This is a genomic window from Trinickia fusca (genome assembly GCF_003628145.1).
GTDB lineage: Bacteria > Pseudomonadota > Gammaproteobacteria > Burkholderiales > Burkholderiaceae > Trinickia > Trinickia fusca.
The window spans coordinates 115460-140755 of the sequence record NZ_RBZV01000012.1 but is presented as its reverse complement, the minus strand read 5'-3'; the positions used below and the strand labels follow the sequence as shown (position 1 = coordinate 140755).

Here is a 25296-nt window from a genome sequence, read left to right as displayed (position 1 = left end):
GCGAGCTGCCGGTTACGCCATCACGACGTTTTCGAGCGTGAACGTGAAGGGCCGCGACAGTCGGCCGGGGCCGCCGCCGGTCATGACGATGTCGGCGCTCTTCAAGCCCAACAACGAGATCTCGGTGTTGATGTCGGAGATCACGGCCGAATTCATCAGCTCGCCTTCTTCGATCTGCGAAGCCACGCCGATCCATACCGTCGGCTTGAATTCGAACACGGCCTTTTGACCCGGCGCGATCGACGTCTTCACGGCAAGCGGGCTGCCGCCTTTGTAGATCGTCGCGTTGCAGGCGCCTTGCGGCAGATCGTTGCGCACCTGCACTTCCTTGCTCGCGCCGGGCTGCGAGGTCAACTGCAGCACATCGCCCGACGGCGCGCGCGTGACCTGGAACACTTGCCCGTTCGTCGCGTCCTGCTGGGGCATGAAGTTGCCGTAGCTGTCGCTCGAGCTGACCGTCATGGCCATCGGATACGCGAACGGATGGTTGTCGCCCTGGCCGCAGTTGCGGATGACCTTCCACGCGATGTGCAGTTCGTCGAAATCGGTCGCGACATTCTTCTGGAAGATGACGATGTTCGAGTTGTTCGCGTCGTTAGACCGGTTGATGAAGTTCAATTGGATGTCCATCTATTGCTCCTTGGTTAAAAAACGGCAATGGGTTTGCCGCGCACCTTGCCACCGGCCTGTGCGTGGCACAGGTCGTCAAACTGGGTTCGAACGAAAACGGAGGAGGGCGCGCGTCTGGCGCGTCCAGTCACGGGGCTACAAGCGCACGATGTTCTCGAGCTCGAAATGGAACGGTTGTGCCGCGGTGCCGCCGCCACCGCCCGTGAGCACGATGTCGGCACTGGCGATGCCCGCGAGCGGTAGCTCGAGGTTCTCACTCGAGAGCACGGCCGAATCGAGTGCGTGACCTTCTTCGATCTGCGATGCGACGCCGATCCACAACACGGGCTGGAACTGGAACAGCGCCTTTTGCCCCGGTGCGACGGCGGACTTCGAGGCGATCAGTCGCCCCGAGTTGAATGCGTTGACGTTGACCGCCCCGCGCACCATCTGATTGGCGACTTCGATATCGGTTTGGGCTGCCGCCCCATCGCGCGCATACGACAGACGTGGCCGTCCGTTGGGTTGCGCGGCGATCGCCAGGCGCGTTCCGTTTGCCGCAGCCAGGCGCGGCGAGAAGTTGCCGTGGTCGTCGCTCAGTGCGATCTCGACGTCGGTCGAGTAGACAAAAGGGTGGATGCAGTCGCGGCCGCAATAGCGGATGACATGCCATGCAATGGCGAACTCGTCGAAATCGGGCACGGTGTCGCGCTGAAACAGCACGACGCTGCTGGTGTTGCAGTCGTTCGAGCGGTTGATGAACCTGAGCTGGATGTTCATGTTCTACTCCGCGCTAATAGTGTCGTTGTTCATCGAAAGCGCTCCTGTCTAGAGGTCTTATGCGTCAGCTGTATCGGTTCATGCAGCGTAAGGGCCGTGTGCCCTGCGATGAATAGAGCGCACGGCACGGATGGCGTCATGGGCCACTGAGTCTGTGACGTCGGTCATGGGGCGGCGAGCGCCGCTGTGCTCACGGCGTTGACGAACCCGAGCAGTAGATGACAGGAAGGAACACGCGCCGATCGTCGGTCGCGACGGCGATCGGCTCGTTGTGCCTCGTATAGAGCAGACGCAGGCTGCCACGCGGGCCGTAGCCGCTGTCGATGTCGGCGGCCAGATCGAGGCCCGCGTCCATCCCCGCCAAGCTTTTGCCGATCAAGAGGAGCGGGCGGCTCTGTGGGTCGTTCCAGGCGACGGTGCCGGCAGACTGGTAAAAGCGCGGCAAGCGGCCTTCTCCATAGAGGCTCGCAAGCGCTTGCTCGAGGCGTTCGGCGCATGACGGACAAAGCGTTGGCGCACGTTGTGTCCTCAGCGCATCGTTGATCTGGTTGACCTCGACACGGCACGCAAGCGGTTCCGCTTCGTCGGCATGCGCTGAGGCGAGGGCAATCGATATGACCGTCGCCACCAGTGCGCAGGACATGACGAATCTGCCCGGACCAGGGCATCGAATGGGTTTCATGGCGCAGGATTCCTCCGTTACCCGGGTTAGGAGAGGAACAGCTTGCGTTCGGCCTGTCGACGTCGGGTCAGTCCGGCAAGCGGTTTGCCGCCGGCTTTGTTCCAGACAAGGAACTGGTCGGCCGCGTTCTTGAACTGACTCGCGTTGACGCAACGCAACAGCGTCGACGACTGCAGGCGGCCCGGGCCGAGATTGAAGACGAAGGCCATCAGCGCATCGAACTGCTGCTGCGTGATCGGCACACGTACGAGCTTGCGCAGGGCGAGCTCATGTTTGCGCAAGTCCTGCTTCAACAGGCTTTCGGCGGCGGAGGTCGTCAAAGCGGCAGCGAACTTTTCGTTCGGCAGGATCAAGTGGCCGTAGCCGATCGTGGGCTTGCCGACTGCGTCGAGGTAACGTGTGAGACGCAACCCTTCGAAATGTTTGATCAAGTCGATACCATCCGGGCCGGTACGCTCGGGGTGCTCAAGCATGAGGTTTCTCCTCGTTGGCTTGCCGCGGGCGCGGCACGAGCCGGTGCGTGTACTCGTCGATCACGCGCATGATGGCTTCGGGCGGCGTGAGCGCCGCGAAGTGCATTTCGATGTCGATGTGCTCGGTATCGCGACGGGCCACCTGACCGTCGCCCGTCGCGCGCTTGGTCGGCGGGGCCAGTGTGACGTGGAAGTGCGCGCGGTGATCGCCAGTGTTCGTCTGGATCGCTTCGGCGAAGTCGCCACGCACCGTCAGATGCACCACCATCTTTTCGAGCGCGAGACCGCGCGGCGTCACGAGCGAGACCAGCGGCACCGGCATCGTATGTTCGGCGTCCAGCGCGAGGTCGACGGTGCGCGCGGTCAGCAAGCCGGTGTCGTCGGAGTCGAAGAACGTATCGAGGATCGCCGTGTATTGCTGGGCCAGCAGTTGATTGGCCGACGCCGCTGCGTGCTGCATGCCGCGCGCAATCTCGTCGAGCGCCAAGCCGCGCGGAGGCGGCGGCTCGGGCCGCTGCGGCGGGCCCGATGCGCCGTCGGAGCCGCCGCCGCCGTTTTCGCCTGTGCCACCCGAGCCACCCGAGCCACCCGAGCCGCCCGAGCCGCCCGAGCCGCCCGAGCCGCCCGAGCCGCCCGAGCCGGACGGCGGGGGCGACTCGGGTGGCGAGCCGGGTGGTTTGCTCCAATCGTCGTCGTCTTCAAGGGAGGTCGGCGCGGCGGCGGGTCTTGCGTGCGCGCTGCGCGCGGCATCCGGCTCGCCTGCGTACGTCCCCTCGGGGGCGGCTGTCGACGACGTTGCACCGCCTGCACCACCGGGCTCGCCGCCCGGTGGTGCATCGTCGACGCGAGTCGCTGACGCTTGAGCGCGGTGCCGCCTGAAGAGCTTGAACATATCGTCCTCTCGTCAGGTGTCGGAATGCGCCTACTGCGTCGTTGCTTGCGTCTGGCCGCTCGATGCCGACGAGTCAGGCGTGGCGGACGGAGTGGCGGCGCTCTTCTCGCCGATCATCTTGCCGTCCGTTGGGGTGGGCGGCAGCGCCTTCACGTCTTTCGCCTTGTCGGCGGTGACGACCGGCTTGGTCGCGGCATCGGTCAAGAAATCGATGACGCGCATCAGCGCTTCCGGCGGCGGCTGACGTTTCACCTGCGTGTGGATCGAGTACTTGGCGCGCGTGTCGGTGCTGCGCGTCTGCTCCGACTTGTGCGAGACACGCCCCGAGATGCTGACGCTGATCGGGCCCCAGCCGATTTTCGTTTGGAATTCGCCGCTGCCTTCGGTGGACGAGGACGATTTCTCCGACTGGGTGATTTCGAGCTCGAAGTCGATCGTACCCTCCTCGATGGCGATGATCGGGTGCACGATTGCCGCGAGCAACGGGATGCGCATGGTTTTTTGCACGACGCCCTTCGATACGCCGCTTTCGTCGACGAGCGTCTCGTCATAATCGAATTGCACGGCGACGGCTTTACCATCCTGAATGCACACCTGCATCAGAAAGTCGGCGTAGCTTTTTGCAGCCTGTGTTTGCGCGGTAATCATCGCTTTCAACGGGCCTGCAATCATTTGGTCCATCGGCAAAGCGTTGATCACCGACCCGATAAAATTCGCTTCCATGAGAAACCCTCCGTGATCGAATGGAGCAGCGCGATAACGCTGTCGCCGTTCAAATTACGGGGATCCGGTAAATGGACATAGAGGCCGCTGGTCATGCCCGGGGACACTGGACCAAAGGGCCGCGCGAACCCGGAAGGCACAAGGGCCTTTCGGATTAGAACGTCAGTCATGGACCTTCGGTGCTAGTGCGTCTCGAAGAAAACGGCGGTAAAAAGCAACCGAAAGAGATGCGCGCGGGGCCGTTAATAGAGCATCTCGCTAGCGAGGGAAGCGCATAAATGAACGTCCTGATGATCGACAGTTTGCCTTTATTCGTAGCTGGAGTGGCCGATGCCTTACTCAAGCTTGATCAGAGTTGGAAAGTTTGGCCTGCGCAAAATCCGGAGGATGTTTATCGTTTGCGAGACCAAATACCGGAGTCAGGTATCGATGCGGTCACGCTCGAATGGGATGAGGCGGCAGCCCAGGTCGGCTGGCCGAACGTGCTGCCAGACGCGCTCGGCAACGCGCCGTGGTTGTTCGTGGTGCGCGTTGGCGGCCGTCACGCGATTGCCGATGCGTTGCTTGCGGGCGCCGCGGGAGTCGTCGAGCGTCATGCCACGGCCGACGAATTCGCCGAGGCGTTGCGCCAGGTGGCATCGGGGGCCATCTATTTGCCGTCGCGTTACCGTGGGGGCGGCGAGCCGCCAGCGCGGCCGCAAGCAAGCAGCGCCGAGCGGCGGCTCGAGCGACTGACGCCGCGTCAGCTCGAGGTGCTGCGCCTGTTGGCCGAAGGCAAGTCGAACAAGCAGATCTGCCGTGTGTTGAACGTCGCGGAGGGCACGATCAAGAACCACCTGTATGCGCTCTTCAGGCAGATCGGTGTCAGCAACCGGACCGAGGCGGCGCTGTGGCTCGCGCGGCGCTTCCCTGCCGAATCGCCGGCGTTCGCGCGAGCGGCGTTCGCCGGCGCCGATTGACGGCACGGGCGACGTGCCGATGGCGCACGTGTGGCGATCGTTCGTCAAGGGCAATGCGGCGCGTCGTGGCAACGCGCCGCACGCGGTTAGTCATCCTTTTCATTCGCCGCGGCACGCGAGGTATCGGCTTTGACGGCGTCGGGCGTCGCGCGCATCGTGTCGGCCGACAGCATCGAGCGGGTCAGTTCGGCAAGACGCTGCCGCACCTGCTCGGGTGAGTGCGTGGCATCGAGTGTTTGCTGAAGCTCGAGGAGATTGGCCGCGAGTTCTGCCTGTAGTTGCGTGCGCTCGTGGGCGGCTTGTGCCCGGTGAACGTCGCGTGTGGCTTGTACGCCTGCGGATGGATCGCCGCGCACGAGTGTGTCGAGCGTGTCGACGAGCCGATGCAGCAGACGATGCACAGCCGTTGCCGAAAAGCCGCCCAGCATCGCGAGCGCCGGCTTGCCGAAGCTGTGCATGGTGCCGTTGTCGAACAGGTGCGGCGGAAGCAACTCGACGAGGATGAGTCCTGCGATCAGGCCGAGGATCAAGCGCGCGGCGTAGGAGGCGTCGTACTTCGGATCGTAGATGCATTCGGCGACGTAGCGATGCGCCTGGAATAGCGCGGCGAATGAGGCGCCGAGGCCCGCGCACGCGAGCAGGAACATCGTGTTCCACAGCAGGCTCGTGCCGCTTGCATCGAGCAGCCCGAGCTCGATGTTTTTGGCCGAGACATCGTGTGACAAGCCCGTGCCGATCACGGCTGCGAGGAACAGGATCGCTGCCGCGCTGAGCATGCGGATCAGCGGGACGGGGCCCAGCCATGCGAGCGGATGCCCGCGCCGGTAGTGCGCATCGAGCAGCAGCACGCCTTGGGGCGTGGCCGGTGCGATGGAGGAGGCGAGCTTGCGATGGATGACCGCGAGCGTACGCGCGGTGCGGTTTGCTTCGTCGCGTGACGGCTCGGCGTGAGTCCCGACGCGCGCATCGACGAGACGCGTCAGTTCGGCGATCGTGTCGGGCGCAACGGGCAGGCCGTGCCGCAACGCGTAGCGGGCCATGGCGTCGCACTCGCTGCGTAACTGGGCATCTAGCGTATCGGAGCGGGCTGGCGAGTCCGACGCGCCAGCGTGTGATGAATCGGTGTGGGTGCCGTCGTCATGATGGGAGACGGCGTCCGCGGTGCCGCGAGGTGGCATGCCTTTGCGCCGCGGCCCGAGCAGGTGCAGATGCATGATCGTCGTCCTTGAAGTGAGCAGAAAGGACCGGCTTGACGCCGGCTTCGGCTGCACTTTGCGCTTATGAGACACGCGCGGGCAATGCGACGGAAGTCATGCGAAAGCAGGAGGGCGAAGACCCTGTGAAGGATGGGCCGTGAGGCGCGGCGCCCGTCTAAAAAAATGGCCGCCCGTATGTGGGCGGCCATGCAGCGCCGGGTGTCGGTGCGTCCCGGCGCGCTTGTCCCGGCGCGCGTTACGCTTCGGGGCGACGCCGCAAGCCGCGCAGCGCGAGGCGCCGGAAACGCTCTCTCTTGTGTTCTTCGTCGAAGTGCGCCTGCGCGGGCTTCACGAGGTCGCTGCGCGAGACGATGCCGGCAAGCCGCATCGAGTGCCGATCGGCGACGACGGGCAGGCGTTCGAGTTCGTGCACGGCGAGGCGCGTCGCGACGATGCGGCACGTCTCATGCGTCAGCGCCACGGACAACGAGCGACCCGCCAGCGCTTGCGCGAGCGGCGTGTCGGGGCCGAAACCGCTGGCGTCGTCGTTGAGCGAGACCAGCATGGCGCGATCGACCATGCCGATCAGGCGGTCGCCGTCGAGGACCGGATAGGCGCGGTGCGTCTGGCTCGTGCCGAAGAACGTCGCGAGCGCTTCTTGCACGCGCAGCGAGCCGTCGATCGTTTCGACCGAGCGCGTCATGACTTCATCGACGAAGTGACGCTCGAGCGGATCGACGCCGTACTCGCGATAGATGTGATAGCCGCGCCGTGCGATCTTCTCGGTCATGATCGAGCGCGGCATCACGACGGTCGAGAAACCATGCGCGACGAGCGTGGCAGTGAGCAGCGGCAGCAGTGCATTGCTGTCGTGCGTGAGGCCGAACGCGAAAACGATCGCCGTGAGCGGGGCGCCCAGCGTCGCGCCGAGCGTCGCGGCCATGCAGACGAGCGGCCACAGTGCGGGCTGATGGCCGGGCAGCACGGGGCCGAGCACGATGCCAAGGCCTGCGCCGAGCATCAACAGCGGAGCAAGCACGCCGCCCGAGGTACCGGAGCCGAGCGCGATGACCCAGACGATCGCCTTCACGAGCAGGATCGCGACTGCGATCTGCAAGGCGATGTGCTGATGCAGCAGGTCGCCGATCACGTCGTAGCCGACGCCGAGCACGCGCGGCTCGAAGTAGCCGCCGATGCCGACGGCCAGGCCGCCGAGCGCGGGCCACCACATCCAGTGCAGCGGCAGTTTGCCGAACAGGTCTTCGGTCTTGTACAGACCGAGGGACAAGCTCGAGGCGAGCGCACCGCTGGCGAGCCCCGCGATCACGCAAGAGACGAGCGAGATCGCGGCGGGCGGCGCCGTTTCGAGCGGAAACAGGGGCCCCGTGCCGAACCATGCCGCACGCAGGAAGCCGGCGACGGCGCAGGCGAGTGCGACGGGCAGGAAGCTGCGCGGCCGCCATTCGAACAGCAGCAGCTCGACCGCGAGCAGCACGGCGGCGACGGGCGTGCCGAACACCGCCGTCATGCCCGCCGTGGCGCCGGCCACGAGCAGTGTTTTGCGTTCGGCCGCGGTGACCTTCACGCACTGCGCGATCAGCGAGCCGAGCGCACCGCCCGTCATGATGATCGGCCCTTCGGCGCCGAACGGCCCGCCGCTGCCGATCACGATGCCCGAGGACAGCGGCTTGAGCACGGCAACCTTCGGCGACATGCGGCTCTTGCCGAACAGGATGGCTTCGATCGCTTCGGGAATCCCGTGGCCCCGGATCTTCTCGGAGCCGAAGCGGGCGATGAGTCCCACGACCAAGCCGCCGAGCGCGGGCACGACCACGACCCACGGCCCCAATGTGTTGGCGGCCGGCGAGTGATCGGCGAACGAGAACGTGCCGTAGAAGAACAGATTCGTGAACAGGTGGATCAGATTGAGCAGCACGAACGCAGCGACAGTGCCGAGCATGCCGATGACGACCGCCAAGGCACAAATGCCGGGCAGCCTGGCGTTAGGTGAAAAGTCTCGCTTATGCGTATGCGTACTCATGAGAGTGCCTACTATGATTTAGAAATCTATCTGGGGCACGTTGAACGCGCCCCGCAATGAGTTCAACTCGGCGCGGTGCAATGCCGCGAGCCGCGTGAGCACCGTTTCGCCGGCCTTTTGCAAATGCACCTCGACTTGCCGGCGGTCGGTTTCGCTGGTTTTGCGCTTGACCAGATCGAGCGCTTCGCAACGCGAAACGAGCGCAACGACGCCGTGATGCTGTGCCTGCAAGCGCTCGGCAAGCTCGCCGATCGTCGCCCATTCGCGGCCCGGATAGCCTTTCACGTGCAACAGCAGCAGATATTGCAGCGGCGTGATGCCTTCGCTTTGCGCGGCACGTTCGGAGAAGCGCTCGAAGCGCCGCATCTGGTAGCGGAACTCGGAGAGCTGCTCGAAATCGGTTTTGGCCAGCGTGCGTGGGGCCTGTGCTTTCATGGCATATCGTCAGGATGTCGAAACGTTCAATTATATCATGTTGTGATATAAATTTCGGATGAGGCCTGCGACGTGGGCGGGTTGGAGCCGGCTCAGGCCGTGCGCAGCGGGTTCGTTTGCGCCTGGCGATGCAGGCCGCCGATCAGATCCGATTGCGTGATCATGCCGGCGAGGCGGCGTTGATCGTCGAGCACGGGGATATGGTGGTGACCGTAGTGGGCGAACAGCGGAATCAACTCGGCCACGGGCATCGATGCGTCGACCGTGCAGACCTTCGGCGTCATGAACTCACTGACCTGCCGCATGGCTGCCCCGTCGCGGCGCAGCGTCAAGCGCTCCGTGCGCAGGCGTCGCAAGTCGAACGGCGCACGTCCGATGAAATCGGTGCGCGTGACGACGCCCACGACGTGCCGAGCATCGTCGACGACGGGCAGTGCCTTGATGCGATGACGCTCGAGCAGGCGCCAAGCCGTGGCGGCACTCGTGTTCGGCGATACGCTGACGGGTTCGCTCGACATGATCTGCGCGCAAGTCAGTTCGCGGAAGCTGCGCGCATAGGCAAGCAACTGCGCTTCGTGCAGCAGCGACGCGAGATCGTCAGGCGCGACGTCGATCATTTCGCCGTGCTGACGGACGATCGCCTCGAGATCTTCGCGCGTGACGCCGACCGATGCGGCAACTGCCTGCGCATTGGCGCTCGGGCGGCTCGCGTGCGGGTATCGGTGTCGCGTGATGGTGTGATAGATGATCGCGGCGGCGAGCAGCACGACCGATTGCAGGCCGATCGGTTCGATCACGAAGCGCAGGCCCAATGCGTGAACGACGGGGCCACCGAGCACGGCCGTCAGCGCGACGGCGCCTGACGGCGGGTGCACGCAGCGCAGCGCGAACATCGCGCACGTGGCGATGGCGATGGCGGTTGCGGCGGCGAGTACCGGGTCCGCGATCCAATGGGCGCACAACACACCGACCGTCGCCGAGACCAAGTTGCCGCCCAGCAGCGACCACGGCTGGGCGAGCGGGCTGCCCGGCACGGCGAACAACAGCACGGCCGACGCTCCCATCGGGGCGACCAGAAACGGGATGCGTGTTTCCGGACCCAATAGCCAGTGCATGGTCGCGCCGGTCACGGCAATGCCGATCAGCGCGCCGATGCATGCACGCACTCGTTCGCGCCAAGGCACGGTAACAGGGTGCGGGGCGAAGCTCAGGAACCAGCGGGCGACGGCTAGGCGAGTCACGTTGTCTTTTGTTGGATCGAATGAAGAAAAGTGCGGCAAACGGACGCACCGTCACCACGCGAAGCCCGAGATTATATGTCAATGTGATATAAGTGCGCCAACCTGACCGTGACGCACGCGCCACAAGCATGCTGAAACCGGAAATAAAAATGGGACGCTGCTCAGTCGACCGCTGTCAGGAATTGGCCGGGCGTCTCGGGTAAATAGAGGGCCGTGCGCACGAACGTGAGACTGGCCTTGCCGAAGAAGATACCGCTGCGGTCCGTGCCCGCGTCGTCGTCGTCTCCGCCCAGCACGCCGTATAGCCGCGTGGGCGTCGTATGCGTGTCGATCAGCGGCGACCCGCTCGAGGCGGTCTGGTTTGCGCCCGGGCAATAGAAGAGACGGTCATCGTAGTCCGACGTGACGAGCGTGCTGCGCAGCCGGACCATTCGGTACTGTCGCGCACGCGGATAGCCCAGCACGATCGGATCGACCGGGAAGTCACCCACGCGCACCGAGCACGGTTTGATGAAAGGCTCGCGACCTGCTTCGCGGGCCAGACGCAGGACCGCTACGTCCCAGCAGCGATCGGGATACAGCGGATGGGCGACGAAGGCCTGGGGGTAGAAGCCATGTACTGCTTCGATGGGGGGCGCATCACCGTGCTCGTTCGCCACACACCCATGCACGCTGATCGCGCGGGCACGATAGTCGCCCGCCTTCGCACGTCGCAGCAGATTGTGCGCCGACGTCAGCACGTGATTTTCGTTGATGAGCACGCCCGCATGCCGGACCCGCGTGCCGTCGTCGCGTTCGATCGCGAGCATGACGACGTTGCGGTAGGGCTCGTCGCTCGTGTCGACGACAGGAAAAGGTTCGACCAGCGGCAGCATATGCGCCTCCCATGCGCGCAGGGTTGTTGTGCTGCCAGCATGCGAGGTTCGCGGGCCGTGCGAAATAGGGCAGACGCCCTGTGCCTTTCGCTACCCGCCCGGTACCGGATTAGCGCCGGACTAGCGCCAGGTGGCGCCGTCGCAGAGGACGTCGGTGCGCGTGTCGGGCGGCAGCGGCACCTCGGCGAGTGCTGCTGCCTCGCGATAGAGCCCAGTCTGGTTGACGGCCGCGGCGATCGCGGCATCGTCCGCAGTCGCTGCTTCGCTGCCGCGCCAGAGTCCCCAGCGGCGATATTGCGCGAGGAACCAGCGCCCTTCGGCGGCGCGCGGATAGTTGACGGTGCCACCGTCGAAGAACGACACGGGCAGCGGCGCGCGGGCGAAGCGTTTGCCGCCTTCGCGGCCGGTCAGGCGCGGCGCGATGAATTCGCGCGGCACGTCGAGCGCATCGGGCTTCGCCAGCCACGATGCGATTTCGTCGCGGTGCGTCGGCGCATCGACCCAGCGGCACGCTTCGAGCATTGTGCGGATCAGCGCACGCGCCGTATGCGGATGACGCGCGACGAAATCGCGCCGGCATGCGAGCACTTTCTCGGGATGATTGGGCCAGATCTCGCTCGTCGCGGCGACCGTCTCGCCGGCGCCTCGAGCCTCAGCCAGTGCATGCCAGGGTTCGCCCGCGCAGAAGCCGTCGAGCGTATCGCGCGCGAGGGCGTCGACCATGCGCGGCGGCGGAATCACGACACTCTCGACGTCGGTCAGCGGATGCACGCCTTGCGCAGCTAACCAGTAGTAGAGCCACATGGCGTGGGTGCCGGTCGGAAACGTCTGCGCAAAGACGGGCTTGCGCTCGAGCGTCGCGATCGCGGCCTGGAGCGTGCCATGGTCGTCGAGCGCGCGCGCCAGCCGTGTCGACAGCGTAATCGCCTGGCCATTGCGATTGAGCACCATCAGCACGGCCATGTCGGCCTGGGGGCCGCCGATGCCGAGCTGCACGCCATAGACGAGCCCGTAGAGCGCATGGGCGGCATCGAGTTCTCCCGAGAGCAGCTTGTCGCGTACGGCGGCCCACGACGGCTGCCGGCACAACTCGAGTGTGAGGCCGTGGCGATGGCCGAATTCGAGTACTTTTGCGGCAACGAGCGGGGCGCAGTCCGACAGCGCGACGAAGCCGATGCGCAGATGCGTCTTCTCGAGCGGGAGGGCCGGCGTGGCGAAAGAGGGCATATCGATGTCCATGTCGTGCTACCTCGGGGTGTCGGCCGCATCGACGACGCGGCGCGCGATTTCGGCGAGCCGCACGCCCGCATCCATCGCGCGCTTGCGCAGCGTCGCGTAGGCGTCGTGCTCCGACAGCTTGCCGCGCTCCATCAGCAGCCGCTTGGCACGATCGATCGTCTTGCGCTCGGCCAGCTCGCTTTCGGCCTTCGCGAGCCGCTGACGCAGCCTCTCCTCGTGCGCGAAGCGCGCGAGCGCGACTTCGAGAATCGGCGCGAGCCGTTCGGGGGCCAGCCCTTCGGCGACATAAGCCGTCACGCCCGCGTCGACGGCATCGCGGATCAGTTGCTGGTTCGCGTCGTGGCTGAACATCAGCACGGGCCGCGGCGCCGTTTCGTTCATGACGGCCAGATGCTCGAGCGTGTCGCGTGAGGGCGACTCGGTATCGATGATGACGACGTCGGGCCGTTCGCGTTCGACGACGCTCGGCAGCGCCTGCGGCGTCGCCGCGTCAAGCAGCATGTCGTAGCCGAGCCGCGCGAGCGCATCGCGCATCTCGCCGATCGGTTTGTCGGTGTCGGTCACGAGCAGAATTCGCAGCATCGATGCATTCATGCGACGGCCGTCGCATTGAGGAGTCGCTTGATTTCAGGGACGCATGAGCCGCAGACGGTGCCGCAGCCGAGCGTCGCCTTCATGTCTTCGAGGCTTGCGCGCGCGGCGATCGCACTTTCGATCTGCGTCTGCGTGACCTGTTTGCAATTGCAGACTATACGAGCCTTGCGTACCTGCGCACGCGATGCATCGTCGCCGCGCAGGAAGATCGCATGACGCGGGCCTTGCCACGGCTGCGCCGAGCGGATCTGTTCGATCAGCGCGGGCGCGCCTTGGGTATCGCCCGACAGCAGGAAGCCGTCGATCGTGTTGCCGAGCCATGCCACACGCTGCTCGCGGCCGCGTCGCGCGTCGCGGTATTCGAGCAGATCGTCGCCGCGCGGCAGGTCCAGCGCGTCGTGCAGGCGGTCGGCCCAATCCGCGTTCGATGCCGTATCGGCGGCCGAGATGACGATCAGGTCTTCGTCTTCGATGCGGATCGACGCATAGCGCCGCTCGGCGAGCAGCGGCTGCACGGCGGCGCGCAGCGCGAGCGTATCGCCGCGCCTGGCGGCCACGAGGCGCCAGGGCAAGTCGGCTTGCTCGATGCGCACGGCCGCATGCTTGAGCTCGGGCTGCGCCGAATACGGATCGACGGCGCCGATCGTGGCTTCGTTGATGCCGCCGCTGCTCAGGTATTGGCCGCTCCAATGCATGGCGGCGAACACGGTGCCGGGCGCCACGTCGTCGGAGGTTTGCAGCGGCAGCACGAGCTTGCCGCGCCGGCTCGTCACGGTCACCAGTTGGCCTTCCTCGAGCCCGCGCCGCGTGGCGTCGCCCGGCCGCATGACGAGCGTCGCCTCGGGCGTGTGCGCGAACAAGGCATCGGCGCGGCCCGTGCGGCTCATGCCATGCCATTGATCGCGCAGGCGGCCCGTCAGCAGATGGAACGGATAGCGAGCATCGGTCGGCTCGGCGACGGGCAGATAGGGCGTCGCAAGAAACCGTGCGCGGCCGTCTGCCGTGGCGAACGTACCATCGGTGTAGCGGCGTGCCGTGCCTTCGTGCGCGCCGGCCGGCATCGGCCATTGCGTCGGGCCTTGCTGCTCGAGCGTCGCATAGGAGAGCGCACCGATGTCGAGGTCGCGTCCGATCGTCAGCAGGCGGTGCTCGTCGAACACGTCCTGCGGCGAGGCAAACGGGAACAAGGTCCGCGTCGTCGCCGAATCTTGCGCCGCGCGCCTGAACCTTTGTTCGAGCTTGAGCGCCACTTCGTTCGCGATCCACCAGTCGGGCCGCGCCTCGCCGGGTGGTTCGACGGCGGCGCGCACGCGTGAGATGCGGCGCTCCGAGTTCGTCACGGTGCCGGCCTTTTCTCCCCAGCTTGCGGCGGGCAACAGCACGTCGGCGTACGGCACGGTGTCGGTTTGCGCGAAGGCCTCTTGCACGACGACGAACTCGGCCTTCGCCAGCGCCTGGCGCACGCGCGCGATGTCGGGCATCGAGTGCACCGGGTTCGTGCAGGCGATCCAGATTGCCTTGATCTTGCCGCTTGCCATGGCATCGAACATCTCGACCGCGGGCAGGCCTGGGCGGTCCGACAGAGCGCTTACCCCCCACAGCGCTTCGATTTCCGCTCGGTGCTCGGCATTGCCGATCTCGCGATGCGCGGCCAGCATCGTGGCCATGCCGCCCACTTCGCGCCCGCCCATTGCGTTGGGCTGGCCCGTCAGCGAGAACGGCCCGGCACCGGGTTTGCCGATCTGCGCGGTAGCAAGGTGCAGATTGATCAGCGCGAGATTCTTGTCGGTGCCGTGGCTCGACTGGTTCAGGCCCATGCAGTACAGCGACAACGTGGCCGGGCTCGCGGCGAACCAATCGGCGGCCTGCATGAGGTCGCGTTCGTCGATGCCGCATATCTTCGCAGCCACGTGTGGCGGGTAATCGCGCACGAGCGCCTTGACCGCATCGAAGTCGGCCGTGTGCGCCGCGATGAACGCGCGATCGAGGGCGCCTTCCCAGATCAGGTGATGCAGCATGCCGTTGAAGAGCGCGACGTCGGTGCCGGGCTCGATGGCCAGATGCAGATCGGCGAGCGCAGCCGCGTCGGTGCGCCGCGGATCGACGACGATCCACTTGATGTCGGGGTTCTTCGCTTTCGCGTCCTCGAGGCGGCGAAACAGCACGGGGTGGGCATACGGCATGTTGCTGCCGGCGAACAGCACCGTCTGCGCGAGCTCGAGGTCTTCGTAACACGTGGGCGGGCCGTCTGCTCCGAGCGCCTTCTTGTAGGCCGTGACGGCGCTCGACATGCACAGCCGCGAGTTCGTGTCGATGTTGTTGGTGCGGATCAGGCCTTTCGCGAGCTTGTTGAAAACGTAGTAGTCCTCCGTCAGCAGCTGGCCGGAGATGTACAAGGCGACCGCATCGGGCCCGTCGCGTTCGATGATCGCCGCGAGACGATCGGCCACGTGATCGAGCGCGCTCGCCCAATCGGTCGCCTGGCGCGGCTCGTCGCGTGTCACGCGCATCTCGGGGCGTAGCGCGCGGCCTGTCGTGCTCGAGGCCGTGAGCGGCAGCGTTCGGCCTTTCGTGCACAGGCGCCCGAAGTTCGCGGGATGATCAGGATCGCCGGCGATGCCCGTGATGCGGCCGTGCTCGGTTTCGACGAGCACCCCGCAGCCTACGCCGCAATAGCAACAGGTCGAGCGCGTGACGGTTTTCATCGCGACGTCGCTCCCGTCATGCCAGGCAGACGAATACGGCGTCGCCGTCGACCTTGACCGGAAAGCGCCGTGCACAGCCTTCGTCGGGCGCGCGCGCCGCGCCGCTGTCGAGCTCGATGTTCCAGGCGTGCAGCGGGCACGTCACGGCCTTGCCGTGCACGATGCCCTGCGACAGCGCCCCGCCCTTGTGGGGGCAGCGGTCGAGCAGCGCGAACACTTCGTCGTCGGCCGTGCGAAACAGCGCGATGTCGCCGTCGGCATGCTTGAGCACGCGGCTGCCCAGGCGCGGGATGTCGCTGACGTTGCAGACTCGGGTCCAGGGGGGAAGGGACGAACGATCCATGAGTGAACTCCTCAATCGATAACCGTGAGCGGGATGTATTCGCGCTGTTGTGCGCCGTCGATACGCGCTTGCCATGGATCGGGCATCCCTTCGAGCGCGTACAGCAGACGTTCGTAGAGCGCCTTGCGGTTGGCCGCGTCGTCCACGATCTTGCGCTTGACGTAGTCGAGGCCGACCCGTGCGATGTAGTGAACCGTGCGATCGAGGTAATGCGCTTCCTCCCGATACAGTTGCAGGAACGCGCCCGAGTACTCCTTCACTTCGTCAGCCGTCTTGACCTTGGCCAGGAACTGCGCGACTTCGGTCTTGATGCCGCCATTGCCGCCCACATAAAGCTCCCAGCCGCTGTCGACGGCGATCACGCCGACGTCCTTGATGCCGGCTTCGGCACAGTTGCGCGGGCACCCGGAGACGGCGAGCTTGACCTTGTGCGGCGACCACATGTTCGCGAGCATCGTCTCGAGATCGATGCCCATCTGCGTGCTGTTTTGCGTGCCGAAGCGGCAGAACTCGCTGCCGACGCAGGTCTTGACCGTGCGAATCGACTTGCCGTATGCGTGCCCCGAGTTCATCCCGAGGTCTTTCCACACGTTCACCAGGTCTTCCTTCTTCACGCCGAGCAGGTCGATGCGCTGACCGCCCGTGACCTTGACCATCGGAATGTGGTACTTGTCGGCGACATCGGCGATTCGGCGCAGTTCGTCGGGCGTCGTTACGCCGCCTTTCATCTGCGGCACGACCGAGAACGTGTTGTCCTTCTGAATGTTCGCGTGCACGCGCTCGTTGACGAAGCGGCTTTGCGGATCGTCAGCGGCCTCGCGCGGCCAGGTCGAGATCAAGTAGTAGTTGATCGCGGGGCGGCACGTCGCGCAGCCGTTCGGCGTGCGCCATTCGAGGAAGTCGTGGACGGCTTGATGCGTGAGCAGCTTGTGCTCGCGGATCGCCTTGCGCGTCTCGTCGTGGGTGCGGTCGGTGCAGCTGCACATCGCCTTGGTCTTCGGCGTTTCCTGGAAGCTCGTGCCGACCGTGCTCATGAGGATCTGCTCGACGAGGCCCGAGCATGAGCCGCACGAGCTTGCGGCTTTCGTGTGCTTCTTCACGTCGTCGACCGTGAACAGTCCTTTCTCGGTGATGGCCTTGACGATGGTGCCCTTGCAGACACCGTTGCAGCCGCACACTTCGTCGCTGTCGGCCATCGCGGCTGCGCGGTTCTGGCCCTGCACGCCGACGTCGCCGACGCTCGATTCGCCGAACATGAGCCGGTCACGCAGCTCGCCGAGCTTGCGGCCTTCGCGCAGCAGCTTGAAGTACCACGCGCCGTCGGCCGTATCGCCATAGAGGCACGCGCCGACGAGCCGGTCGTCTTCAATCACGAGCTTCTTGTAGACGCCGCCAGCGGGATCGGACAGGACGATCTGTTCCGTGTTTTCGCCGCCGACGAAGTCGCCGGCCGAGAAGAGGTCGATGCCCGTCACCTTCAGCTTCGTCGACAGCACGGAGCCCTTATAGCTGCCGATGCCCATCAGCGCGAGGTGGTTCGCGCAGACCTTGGCCTGCTCGAACAAAGGGGCCACGAGCCCATACGCCACGCCGCGGTGACTTACGCATTCGCCGACGGCGTAGATGCGCGGGTCGTACGTTTGGAGCGTGTCGTTGACGACGATGCCGCGATCGCAATGCAGGCCGGAGGCTTCGGCGAGCGTCGTGTTCGGACGGATGCCGGCGGCCATGACGACGAGGTCGGCTGGGATCTCGTCGCCGTCCTTGAAGCGCACCGCCGCGACGTTGCCGTCGGCATCGCCGACGATTTCGGCGGTGGCCTTCGACAGCAGGAACGCCAGGCCCCGCGCTTCGAGCGAGCGTTGCAGCAGCTTGCCCGCGTTCGCGTCGAGCTGGCGCTCGAGCAGCGTGGCGGCCAGGTGCACGACGGTCACGTCCATCCCGCGCAACTTCAAGCCGTTTGCCGCTTCGAGGCCGAGCAGGCCGCCGCCGATCACGACGGCGTGACGCTTGACGCGCGCGGCGTCGATCATCGCCTGCGTGTCCTGGATGTCGCGATACGTGATGACGCCTTTGAGCTTGGCACCCGGCACCGGCAGAATGAACGGCTGCGAGCCGGTGGCGATCAGCAGCCGGTCGTAGGGCGCTTCGAAGCCGTCCTCGGCGATGACGCAGCGACGCTTGCGGTCGATGCGCGCAATGGTCTTGCCCAGATGCAGATGAATCCCGTTTTGCCGATACCAGTCGAGCGGATTGAGCACGATGTCGTCGAACGTTTGCTCGCCGGCCAGCACGGGCGAGAGCAGGATCCGGTTGTAGTTCGGATGCGGCTCGGCACCGAAGACGGTGATGTCGTAATGGTTGGGGGCGAGCGCGAGCAGCTCTTCGATGGTACGAATGCCGGCCATGCCGTTGCCGATCACGACGAGTCGGGGTGCGTTCATCGTTGTCACTCCTTGAACCAGTAAGGCGTCGCAGCAGCGTTGCTCGACCGAAATCACGAATCTGCATCAGCGAAAGAAAACGGCGTCCGCTCGTGCCGTGTGCACGAGGGGACGCCGTTGTCCTTGAAAAGCGATAAGCATTGGCGAATTCGTTATAAAGCAGAACGAGACGCCAGAATCGCGTTGCACTGCATGCATCCCGACGCCGTTGCCGGGCACGGGCCAGTCATAGGCAAGCCCCATGCCAACGCTTAGATAGCCTTGTTAAGGCACGGTCGAAGCCTTGTGTGGCGGGGCTCGGCGCGTTTCACCGACATGCGTTTGAGGACTGCTGCACCGCAGCAGTGCAGTGTGTTCGGAAGCTCGCACTCGTTCGGCGCGGCCGCGCTCGCAATGGTGCGAATGTGGCCGTTGTGCGTCGCGTTCGAGGTCTATAATTCGGAGCCTCATCTCATCACCGTGCTCAATCATGCACGGCCCAGGCTTGCCAACGCACTAAAGAAAGGAGGTTTGGTATGACCATCCGTATCGGTGACGACGCACCTGATTTCACCGCAGAAACCACCGAAGGCACCCTGAAGTTCCATGAATGGATCGGCAATGGCTGGGCGATCCTGTTCTCGCACCCGAAGGACTTCACGCCGGTCTGCACGACCGAACTCGGCTACATGGCGGGATTGAAGCCGGAATTCGACAAGCGCAACACGAAGATCATCGGCCTCAGCGTGGACCCGGTCAGCGATCACAAGAACTGGGTCGGCGACATCGAGGAAACGCAGGGCCACGCGATCAACTATCCGTTGATCGGAGACCAGGACCTGACGATCGCGAAGCTGTACGACATGATTCACCCGAACGCGAGCGGCGGTGCGCGCACGGCAGTCGACAATGCGACGGTTCGCTCGGTCTTCATCGTCGGCCCGGACAAGAAGGTCAAGGCGATGCTGGTGTATCCGATGAGCGCGGGCCGCAACTTCGACGAAGTACTGCGCTTGCTCGATGCGCTGCAACTCAATGCGGCGCACACGGTGGCTACGCCGGTGAACTGGCGTCCCGGGGATGACGTGATCATTCCGACGTCGGTGTCGGATGAAGACGCGAAGAAGAAGTATCCGGAGGGCTTCAAGACGCTCAAGCCGTATCTGCGTACGGTGGCGCAGCCGAAGTAAGCGGGGGTAACGTGCGTTGCGCCGGCAAGGGCTGTGCGCAGCGCACCTGAAGTGATATCCGTATCCTTATCTGTGGCGAATCGTTCGGCGCGGCACCATGGCGCGACCGGCCAGTCTTACTGATTCAACCTCTTCATCGCTTCAGATTCCATCGCAGCCTGCCATTCCTCCGAGGCCTCCGTCGGATCCATTTCGTCTTCGATGGAGCACTGGGCGCGCTCAGCAGCCATGCGTGTCCGCGTGTAATCGGCACCGAGATCGTCTTCGGCTTCCTCGTCGCCCGGCGGCTCGAGCATATCGCGCACCATGGCGGCGAGTTCAGGCGTATCCCAAGGTTTGCCGTGCTGTTTGCGGACCTTGATGTAGTGCCTGATCTCGGCATCTTGTTCAGGCGTCAGCGGAAGACCGCGGAAGGTCCGCGCGGGATCGATGTCGCTCATGATGGCTCTCCGGCGCTTGAGAGTTCCTCTGGAAGATTCGAGTTTAGCGCCGATCGGCCCTGGCGCGCTACGGGGGGCGGGGCATTGATCGGATGCCGAACGATTCGTGCGAACGCATGCCGGGGAGCGGGCGTGGGCCGCTTTTTCTTCTATGTCTGATGAATTCGTTCGGCAGTATCTCAAGATCGCCGTTCCCACTGCCGTTAAACATCGGCCCCCGCGTCTGTGCGCCGAGCTGGCAATAGCGGGAGGAGCGGCCAGCCCAACCCCTGCGTGAACGACATGAAACGAATTAACACCGCATCGCTTTTTCTCATTGCTGTTGCTGCCGTTTATGGCAGTGTTATGCCGCAAGCCAAAGCCGACACCGCCAAGGATGCCGTTCCGATCCTGACGGCTGTTTCAGGCAAACGTGTATGCCAGGCGGCTCAGCCGGCATCGAGCAGCGGCAAGGCAGCGCAGTTGTGCGTGACGACGGGCTCGTTCGCACACGACGTTTACGAAGCCAGCATCGATGGCAAGACGGTTGTAAGGGGCATCGATGACGAGACGACGCAGGGTATTTCAGGCACGTATAACGGCGCACCTGTCACGCTCAAGTGCGAGCCGGTGTTACAAGGCCCCGAGACCGTCAGCGAGGAGCGCATCGCGGCCATGAAGACGGTGGCGCCGAATGCGTCGCATGACCAGCTCAAGCAGATGGCCATCAATCTCGATACGGTCGAGGTAGGCCGTCACTGCGTCGTTAGCGGCGATGCGGGTACGTCGTTTGCGGTCGAGGTGCGGTTTCCGTAACTCGCTTGATTTCGCGGACCAACAGATCTTGTCGACGGCCCGCCCCCGCCATGCGGTGCCGTCGAACTTGAAGCGCTAATCCCACCCTCTTCGCATCCCCGCTCCACACTTCGCCCACGGCCCGTATCGGCCGAAATCGCGTCGCTAGACTCCTCGCCATCAGATCGAACGCCTGCGCGTCCCGCTCCCTGGGACGGCGGCCTTCGACCGACGCACATGACGGGGGAACGATACGATGCCATTCTTGCGAAACGCGTGGTACGTCGCGGCGTGGAGCAGCGACGTCAGTCAAACCGAGCCGCTGCAACGCACGTTGCTCGGCGAATCGATCGTGCTCTATCGCGATTCGCTCGGGCGCCCGGTGGCATTGGCCAATCGCTGTCCGCATCGGTTCGCACCGATGGATGGCGGGCGAGTGCGCGGTGACGCGCTCGAATGTCCGTACCACGGCCTGCGCTTCGACCGCACCGGCCGCTGCGTGCACAACCCGCATGGCGACGGCCGCATTCCGGCCGCGGCGCGCGTGGCCTCATACGAGGTCGAGGAACGCTACGGCGCGGTCTGGATCTGGATGGGAGAGCCCGAGCGCGTGGCGGTCACGCCGTTGCCCGCGTTCGATTATCTCGATCCGCAAGAGAATGAGACGAGCACGGGCTATCTGCTCACACGGGCGAATTTCCAGCTCAGTGCCGACAACCTGCTCGATCTGAGCCATTTCCAATTCCTTCATCCAGACACGCTCGGCAGCAACCAAATGGCGTCGGGCACGATGACGTTCGACGAAGTCGGCGAGACGGTCTGGTCGCGCCGCGTTTGCCGAGGCGAACAGTTGCAGGAGTTCGTCGCAAACGCTTATGGCGTACCGCCGGGCATGGCCGTCGATCGTTGGCTCAACGTGCGTTGGGACGTGCCGGGCCTCATGTCGATCGAAGTCGGCGTGGCGCCTTCGGGCATACCGCGAGAGTTCGGCCGCATGTCGTACTCGGGGCATTTCCTGACACCTGAAACCGAAACGTCGACGCATTACTTCTTCGCGTTCGGTTTGCCGAAGGCGATGGGCGAAGCCGCACGAACGCTCGTCGAATATGCGGTGGATGGCCTGATGACGCCGTTCAAGGAGGAAGACCTGCCGATGCTCGAAGCGCAGCAGTGCGCGCTCGGCGATCAGGACTTCTGGCAAGCGCGCCCCGTGCTGCTGTCGATCGACGGCGCGGCGATTCGCGCGCGCCGCATCATGGATCGCAAGATCGCGACCGAACAACTGGAACAGCAAGCGCGCATCGAGCAGTGCGAAGCCGAGCAGGGCGGCAAGACGCCGATGCCCGAGCTCACCGCGGTGCCGATCGATTGCTCGGCGCTTGCACGCTAACAAAGGAGGCTGCCCGCATATGAGCGATACGCCATGCATCGATGAAGTCATCACCGCGGCGGCGGGCGAAGAGACGCCCGTCGTGCGCAATCTGAATCAACTCTGGTTGAGCTGCGTGCTCGACGAGCTCGAAGCCGTAGGGGTTCGTCGTGTCGTGCTGTGCCCCGGCGCACGCTCGGCGGCGATGGCGCTCGCCGTGCGCGAGCGACCCTCGTTCGTCGACGTGGTCGTGAGTGCCGACGAACGCAGCGGCGCCTACACCGCGCTCGGCATGATCAAGGCGACGGGCGAGCCGGCGATGGTCGTGACGACCTCGGGCTCGGCTGTCGCCAACCTCGTGCCCGCGCTGACCGAAGCCGACGAATGCGGTCTGCCGCTCGTGCTCGTGACCTGCGATCGTCCGCGTTCGTTGCGCGGCAGTGGCTTCGGCCAAATGATCGACCATGTCGGCGCATGCGCGGCATTCGTGCGTGCCGCCGTGGATCTGCCCGATCCGCTCGATAGCGCAGACGCGTTCACCGCGCTGCGCACGCGCGTGGCCGCGGTATTGGCCGAGCGTGACGGGCCAAGGCCGGGGCCGGTGCAGATCAATCTCCCTTTTGCTGGCCGCTATGACTCGACCGAACCCTGCGCGATTTCCCCCACCGCGCTGCGAGAAGCCAGACGGCCGGCTTTTTTCCACCCGCCGATTGCTCGTCGGCCCAACGATATCGATGCGCTCGTGGGCGAGCTTCATTTGCGCCCTGGCCTGAGGGGGTTGATTATCGCTGGGCCTGAGTGCGGCATCGCGCCTGACGTCCTGGCGCGCTTTGCGAAACGCACGGGCTTTCCTGTCTTGGCCGATGCCGCAAGTGGTTTGCGCGCTGGCGGCAACGACGCGGTGCTGAGCGGCTACGATGCCTTGCAGGTGAAGCGCCTGCGGCCGGTGGCATCGCCCGAGCTCATCGTTCGCTTCGGCTTTGCACCGGTCATGCCCCTCGTGCAGGACTATCTGCTCGAGCACCCTTGCCCGACGCTTCGCGTGAGCCGTACGCCGCTCGCGCGAGATTACCTGCACGAGACGTTTACGCCGCTCGTTGCGCCGAGCGCGGACGAACTCGATGCGCTGGCCACCGTGTTGGCGCCTGGCGACGAGCAATGGCTCGCCGCGTGGCGCGGTGCGGCGCGTACGGTGTCCCGCCAAAGGCGCGCGGTACTCGACATGTTGCCGTGGGGCGAATTGCCGGCGGCCCATGAGATCTTCGCGCACGAGGGCTTCGATTTCATCCATTTCGGCAATTCGATGCCGATCAGGCATGCGGATCTGTTCTACGAAAACCGCGGTGAACTGAAGCCGACGTTTTCGAATCGCGGGGTATGGGGCATCGACGGCACGCTCGGGACGTTTCTCGGCGAGGCGGTCGCGACGCGGCAGCGCGGCATGCTCGTGCTCGGCGATCTTGCGTTCCTGCATGACTTGCCTGCGCTCGCGAATTTGCAGCGGCATCCGCGTGCGGCGTGCATTTGCGTCGTCAACAACGCGGGTGGCGCGATCTTCGATTTTCTGCCGCTTGCGAGTCAGCCCGACTACGAGACGGCGATTCGTAATCCGTATCAATGCGATGTCGGACTCGTCGCGGCCGCGTTCGGTTTGCGCTATGCGCGGGCGGTTAACCGCCAGACGTTGCGTGCTGCCCTCGACGGCGCAGCCGCGTGCGAGGGCGTGACGATCGTCGAGGCCGTCGTGGCCCCCGGTTCTGCCTACGACGGATTGCATTGCCTCGGGGCCATGCTCGAGTGCCTTTGACACACCTATATAAGTAGAAAGTAGCAACCACGCGACGGAGCCTTTGTTGAACGCTTATTACGATCCCCACGAAGCCGCACGGCTCGAAGTTGCCACGCGAAGCGCCGAACGGCAGCGACGCTTTCTGTGTTCGCTCGATCCCGACTCGGTACTGCTCGATGATTTTCGTGAGCTGATCGAGGCGGCCCATGCGCGCCGCGCCAACGCCAATGCCGGAGCGCCGGTGCGCGAGAAGGGCGCGCCGCTGCGCGTGCTGCTGCTGGGGTACGCCGGTGCCGGCAACACGGGCGCCGACGTGCGCACGATCGAGACGTTGCGCCAGTTGCGGCGGCGCTTTGCCGACCAGCCGCTCGAGCTAACCGTGTTCGCGTGCGGGAACATCTTCGACCATCCCGAGCTTCGTGCGGCGAATGTGCTGATGCCGTCGGACGTCTACTTGCCCGATGCACTCGATGCGGCGATGGACCGCTTCGATGTCGTGCTCAACGTCGAGGGTTCGACGTACACGTCGAAGTTTTCCGATGCGCTCGCCGCACTGTTGATCGGTGGCGTCGGTCTCGCGGCCGCCCATGGGCGTTTCGCCTGTGCCTATGGGATCGACGCGGGGGCCATGTCGGCGCGTCTCGAACGCTTTGCGCCGGCCACGGCGCGCGATGTCAAGATCGTCTGCCGCAGTCGCGGCACGGCCGAACGGCTCGCCGGGCTCGGCATCGCGACGCACGACGGAGCCGATACGGCATGGGCATTTCGTGCCGCACCGAATTCGTTGCCGCCGTTGCCGCCGCGCTATGCGGTGCTATGTCCGAACAATCCGTTCTGGTGGCCTGTGCATACCGACGTGCGCCGGGCGCTCGAACTGGACGTGACCGGCGCGAAATCGCCGCTGCGTTACGGGCCGTTGTACTTCCATAGCTGGGACGATCTGCGCGCGGCGCGCTTTGCCGCCTACAAGCGCAGCTTCGCGGCTATCGCGGACGGACTGAGGCGCCGTGGCTACGCGCCCGTGCTGGTGGCGATGGAGCAACTCGATCGGGCAGCGTGCGAGGAGATTGCGGCACTGCTGCCGTTCGATGTGCCGATCATCACCCGCGGTGTGCACTCGCTGGATACGGTGGTGGCGACGCTCGAATCGGCACAGTGGGTCGTGACCACGCGCTACCATGCCTCCGTGCTGGCGATTGCGAACCGCGTGCCGGTGGTCGGCGTGTCGATGGATGCGCGCATCGATCAATTGTTCGAAGAGAATGGCCTGGCAGACTGGACGATTCCGTGCGATGAGCGCGGCTTCGAACAGCGTGCGCTCGAGCGCATCGATGCGGGGATCGGGGCGACGCTCGATAGTTTGCGTGATGCTTATGCTGCGCTGACTCAGCGGGAAATCGCCAAATTCGAGCAGATGGGTTTGCAGCTCAAGCGGGACGTGGACGCTTTCTTTCAGCGTTGAGGTCTCGGTAAGAACAAAAAGGGGCGGCGCGCAATAAGCGGGCCGCCCCTTTTTGCCGTCGA

23 protein-coding genes are annotated in these 25296 nt (G+C 64.9%); 6 read left to right on the top strand and 17 right to left on the bottom strand.

The features are described 5' to 3' along the window. Positions 1-12 precede the first annotated feature (12 nt). The 6 genes from D7S89_RS22345 to D7S89_RS22320 form a co-directional block, all read right to left on the bottom strand. Complete coding sequence (locus D7S89_RS22345) at positions 13-630, bottom strand: hypothetical protein (protein WP_121281043.1); 618 nt, start codon at positions 628-630, stop codon at positions 13-15. Between the two features lie 135 nt (positions 631-765). Next, entirely contained in the window at positions 766-1389 is a 624-nt protein-coding gene (locus D7S89_RS22340; protein WP_121281042.1) for a hypothetical protein, read from the bottom strand. 190 nt (positions 1390-1579) lie between these two features. Beyond that, a complete protein-coding gene (locus D7S89_RS22335; RefSeq protein WP_147426739.1) occupies positions 1580-2071 on the bottom strand; it encodes a hypothetical protein in 492 nt (163 codons plus the stop codon). Between the two features lie 26 nt (positions 2072-2097). Further along, positions 2098-2544 carry a lysozyme gene (locus D7S89_RS22330; protein ID WP_121281040.1) on the bottom strand — a complete coding sequence of 149 codons (447 nt, stop codon included), beginning with the start codon at positions 2542-2544 and terminating at the stop codon, positions 2098-2100. Next, positions 2537-3436, bottom strand: a complete 900-nt coding sequence (locus D7S89_RS27665; protein ID WP_121281039.1) for a DUF2589 domain-containing protein — start codon at positions 3434-3436, stop codon at positions 2537-2539. The genes D7S89_RS22330 and D7S89_RS27665 overlap by 8 nt, the downstream gene beginning before the upstream one ends. A 30-nt stretch (positions 3437-3466) precedes the next feature. Next, positions 3467-4159 (bottom strand): DUF2589 domain-containing protein, encoded by a 693-nt coding sequence (locus tag D7S89_RS22320; RefSeq protein WP_121281038.1) that lies wholly within the window; start codon positions 4157-4159, stop codon positions 3467-3469. Between the two features lie 278 nt (positions 4160-4437). On the opposite strand from D7S89_RS22320, the gene D7S89_RS22315 reads away from it, so the two are divergent. Beyond that, complete coding sequence (locus D7S89_RS22315) at positions 4438-5118, top strand: helix-turn-helix transcriptional regulator (protein ID WP_121281037.1); 681 nt, start codon at positions 4438-4440, stop codon at positions 5116-5118. Between the two features lie 86 nt (positions 5119-5204). Here D7S89_RS22315 and D7S89_RS22310 read toward each other — a convergent pair whose 3' ends face one another. The 10 genes from D7S89_RS22310 to nirB form a co-directional block, all read right to left on the bottom strand. Then, complete coding sequence (locus tag D7S89_RS22310; protein WP_121281036.1) at positions 5205-6332, bottom strand: hypothetical protein; 1128 nt, start codon at positions 6330-6332, stop codon at positions 5205-5207. Positions 6333-6570: 238 nt separating this feature from the next. After that, a complete protein-coding gene (locus D7S89_RS22305) occupies positions 6571-8355 on the bottom strand; it encodes a chloride channel protein (protein WP_121281035.1) in 1785 nt (594 codons plus the stop codon). A gap of 18 nt (positions 8356-8373) precedes the next feature. Further along, positions 8374-8790 carry a MarR family winged helix-turn-helix transcriptional regulator gene (locus D7S89_RS22300; protein WP_121281034.1) on the bottom strand — a complete coding sequence of 139 codons (417 nt, stop codon included), beginning with the start codon at positions 8788-8790 and terminating at the stop codon, positions 8374-8376. Between the two features lie 92 nt (positions 8791-8882). Beyond that, complete coding sequence (locus D7S89_RS22295) at positions 8883-10031, bottom strand: HPP family protein (RefSeq protein ID WP_121281033.1); 1149 nt, start codon at positions 10029-10031, stop codon at positions 8883-8885. A 161-nt stretch (positions 10032-10192) separates the two neighbouring features. Beyond that, a complete protein-coding gene (locus D7S89_RS22290) occupies positions 10193-10906 on the bottom strand; it encodes a trypsin-like serine peptidase (protein WP_121281032.1) in 714 nt (237 codons plus the stop codon). 120 nt (positions 10907-11026) lie between these two features. After that, on the bottom strand, positions 11027-12145 hold the full coding sequence (locus tag D7S89_RS22285; protein ID WP_121281031.1) for a CmpA/NrtA family ABC transporter substrate-binding protein: 1119 nt from the start codon (positions 12143-12145) through the stop codon (positions 11027-11029). Positions 12146-12151: 6 nt separating this feature from the next. Beyond that, entirely contained in the window at positions 12152-12727 is a 576-nt protein-coding gene (locus D7S89_RS22280) for an ANTAR domain-containing response regulator (RefSeq protein ID WP_121281077.1), read from the bottom strand. Between the two features lie 8 nt (positions 12728-12735). After that, a complete protein-coding gene (locus D7S89_RS22275) occupies positions 12736-15444 on the bottom strand; it encodes a nitrate reductase (RefSeq protein ID WP_121281030.1) in 2709 nt (902 codons plus the stop codon). 16 nt (positions 15445-15460) lie between these two features. Further along, on the bottom strand, positions 15461-15787 hold the full coding sequence (nirD, locus tag D7S89_RS22270; protein ID WP_121281029.1) for a nitrite reductase small subunit NirD: 327 nt from the start codon (positions 15785-15787) through the stop codon (positions 15461-15463). Between the two features lie 11 nt (positions 15788-15798). Further along, entirely contained in the window at positions 15799-18231 is a 2433-nt protein-coding gene (nirB, locus tag D7S89_RS22265; RefSeq protein WP_121281028.1) for a nitrite reductase large subunit NirB, read from the bottom strand. Between the two features lie 515 nt (positions 18232-18746). On the opposite strand from nirB, the gene D7S89_RS22260 reads away from it, so the two are divergent. Further along, entirely contained in the window at positions 18747-19400 is a 654-nt protein-coding gene (locus D7S89_RS22260) for a peroxiredoxin (RefSeq protein ID WP_121281027.1), read from the top strand. Between the two features lie 116 nt (positions 19401-19516). On the opposite strand, the gene D7S89_RS22255 is transcribed toward D7S89_RS22260, so the two are convergent. After that, entirely contained in the window at positions 19517-19840 is a 324-nt protein-coding gene (locus tag D7S89_RS22255) for a hypothetical protein (RefSeq protein ID WP_121281026.1), read from the bottom strand. 345 nt (positions 19841-20185) lie between these two features. On the opposite strand from D7S89_RS22255, the gene D7S89_RS22250 reads away from it, so the two are divergent. From D7S89_RS22250 to D7S89_RS22235, 4 genes are all read left to right on the top strand, one after another. Continuing rightward, positions 20186-20635 (top strand): hypothetical protein, encoded by a 450-nt coding sequence (locus tag D7S89_RS22250; protein WP_121281025.1) that lies wholly within the window; start codon positions 20186-20188, stop codon positions 20633-20635. 235 nt (positions 20636-20870) lie between these two features. After that, positions 20871-22004 carry an aromatic ring-hydroxylating dioxygenase subunit alpha gene (locus tag D7S89_RS22245; protein WP_121281024.1) on the top strand — a complete coding sequence of 378 codons (1134 nt, stop codon included), beginning with the start codon at positions 20871-20873 and terminating at the stop codon, positions 22002-22004. 19 nt (positions 22005-22023) lie between these two features. Continuing rightward, positions 22024-23790 (top strand): 2-succinyl-5-enolpyruvyl-6-hydroxy-3-cyclohexene-1-carboxylic-acid synthase, encoded by a 1767-nt coding sequence (gene menD / locus D7S89_RS22240; protein WP_121281023.1) that lies wholly within the window; start codon positions 22024-22026, stop codon positions 23788-23790. A 46-nt stretch (positions 23791-23836) separates the two neighbouring features. Next, positions 23837-25234: a polysaccharide pyruvyl transferase family protein gene (locus tag D7S89_RS22235; protein WP_147426738.1), complete on the top strand. Its 1398-nt coding sequence runs from the start codon at positions 23837-23839 to the stop codon at positions 25232-25234. The last annotated feature ends 62 nt before the right edge of the window (positions 25235-25296 follow it).

Coding starts and splice junctions, on each gene's coding strand:
- D7S89_RS22345 (WP_121281043.1), bottom strand. CDS start 630: ATGGACATCCAATTGAACTTCATCAACCGGTCTAACGACGCGAACAAC.
- D7S89_RS22340 (WP_121281042.1), bottom strand. CDS start 1,389: ATGAACATCCAGCTCAGGTTCATCAACCGCTCGAACGACTGCAACACC.
- D7S89_RS22335 (WP_147426739.1), bottom strand. CDS start 2,071: ATGAAACCCATTCGATGCCCTGGTCCGGGCAGATTCGTCATGTCCTGC.
- D7S89_RS22330 (WP_121281040.1), bottom strand. CDS start 2,544: ATGCTTGAGCACCCCGAGCGTACCGGCCCGGATGGTATCGACTTGATC.
- D7S89_RS27665 (WP_121281039.1), bottom strand. CDS start 3,436: ATGTTCAAGCTCTTCAGGCGGCACCGCGCTCAAGCGTCAGCGACTCGC.
- D7S89_RS22320 (WP_121281038.1), bottom strand. CDS start 4,159: ATGGAAGCGAATTTTATCGGGTCGGTGATCAACGCTTTGCCGATGGAC.
- D7S89_RS22315 (WP_121281037.1), top strand. CDS start 4,438: ATGAACGTCCTGATGATCGACAGTTTGCCTTTATTCGTAGCTGGAGTG.
- D7S89_RS22310 (WP_121281036.1), bottom strand. CDS start 6,332: ATGCATCTGCACCTGCTCGGGCCGCGGCGCAAAGGCATGCCACCTCGC.
- D7S89_RS22305 (WP_121281035.1), bottom strand. CDS start 8,355: ATGAGTACGCATACGCATAAGCGAGACTTTTCACCTAACGCCAGGCTG.
- D7S89_RS22300 (WP_121281034.1), bottom strand. CDS start 8,790: ATGAAAGCACAGGCCCCACGCACGCTGGCCAAAACCGATTTCGAGCAG.
- D7S89_RS22290 (WP_121281032.1), bottom strand. CDS start 10,906: ATGCTGCCGCTGGTCGAACCTTTTCCTGTCGTCGACACGAGCGACGAG.
- D7S89_RS22285 (WP_121281031.1), bottom strand. CDS start 12,145: ATGGACATCGATATGCCCTCTTTCGCCACGCCGGCCCTCCCGCTCGAG.
- D7S89_RS22280 (WP_121281077.1), bottom strand. CDS start 12,727: ATGCTGCGAATTCTGCTCGTGACCGACACCGACAAACCGATCGGCGAG.
- D7S89_RS22275 (WP_121281030.1), bottom strand. CDS start 15,444: ATGAAAACCGTCACGCGCTCGACCTGTTGCTATTGCGGCGTAGGCTGC.
- nirD (WP_121281029.1), bottom strand. CDS start 15,787: ATGGATCGTTCGTCCCTTCCCCCCTGGACCCGAGTCTGCAACGTCAGC.
- nirB (WP_121281028.1), bottom strand. CDS start 18,231: ATGAACGCACCCCGACTCGTCGTGATCGGCAACGGCATGGCCGGCATT.
- D7S89_RS22260 (WP_121281027.1), top strand. CDS start 18,747: ATGACCATCCGTATCGGTGACGACGCACCTGATTTCACCGCAGAAACC.
- D7S89_RS22255 (WP_121281026.1), bottom strand. CDS start 19,840: ATGAGCGACATCGATCCCGCGCGGACCTTCCGCGGTCTTCCGCTGACG.
- D7S89_RS22250 (WP_121281025.1), top strand. CDS start 20,186: ATGCCGCAAGCCAAAGCCGACACCGCCAAGGATGCCGTTCCGATCCTG.
- D7S89_RS22245 (WP_121281024.1), top strand. CDS start 20,871: ATGCCATTCTTGCGAAACGCGTGGTACGTCGCGGCGTGGAGCAGCGAC.
- menD (WP_121281023.1), top strand. CDS start 22,024: ATGAGCGATACGCCATGCATCGATGAAGTCATCACCGCGGCGGCGGGC.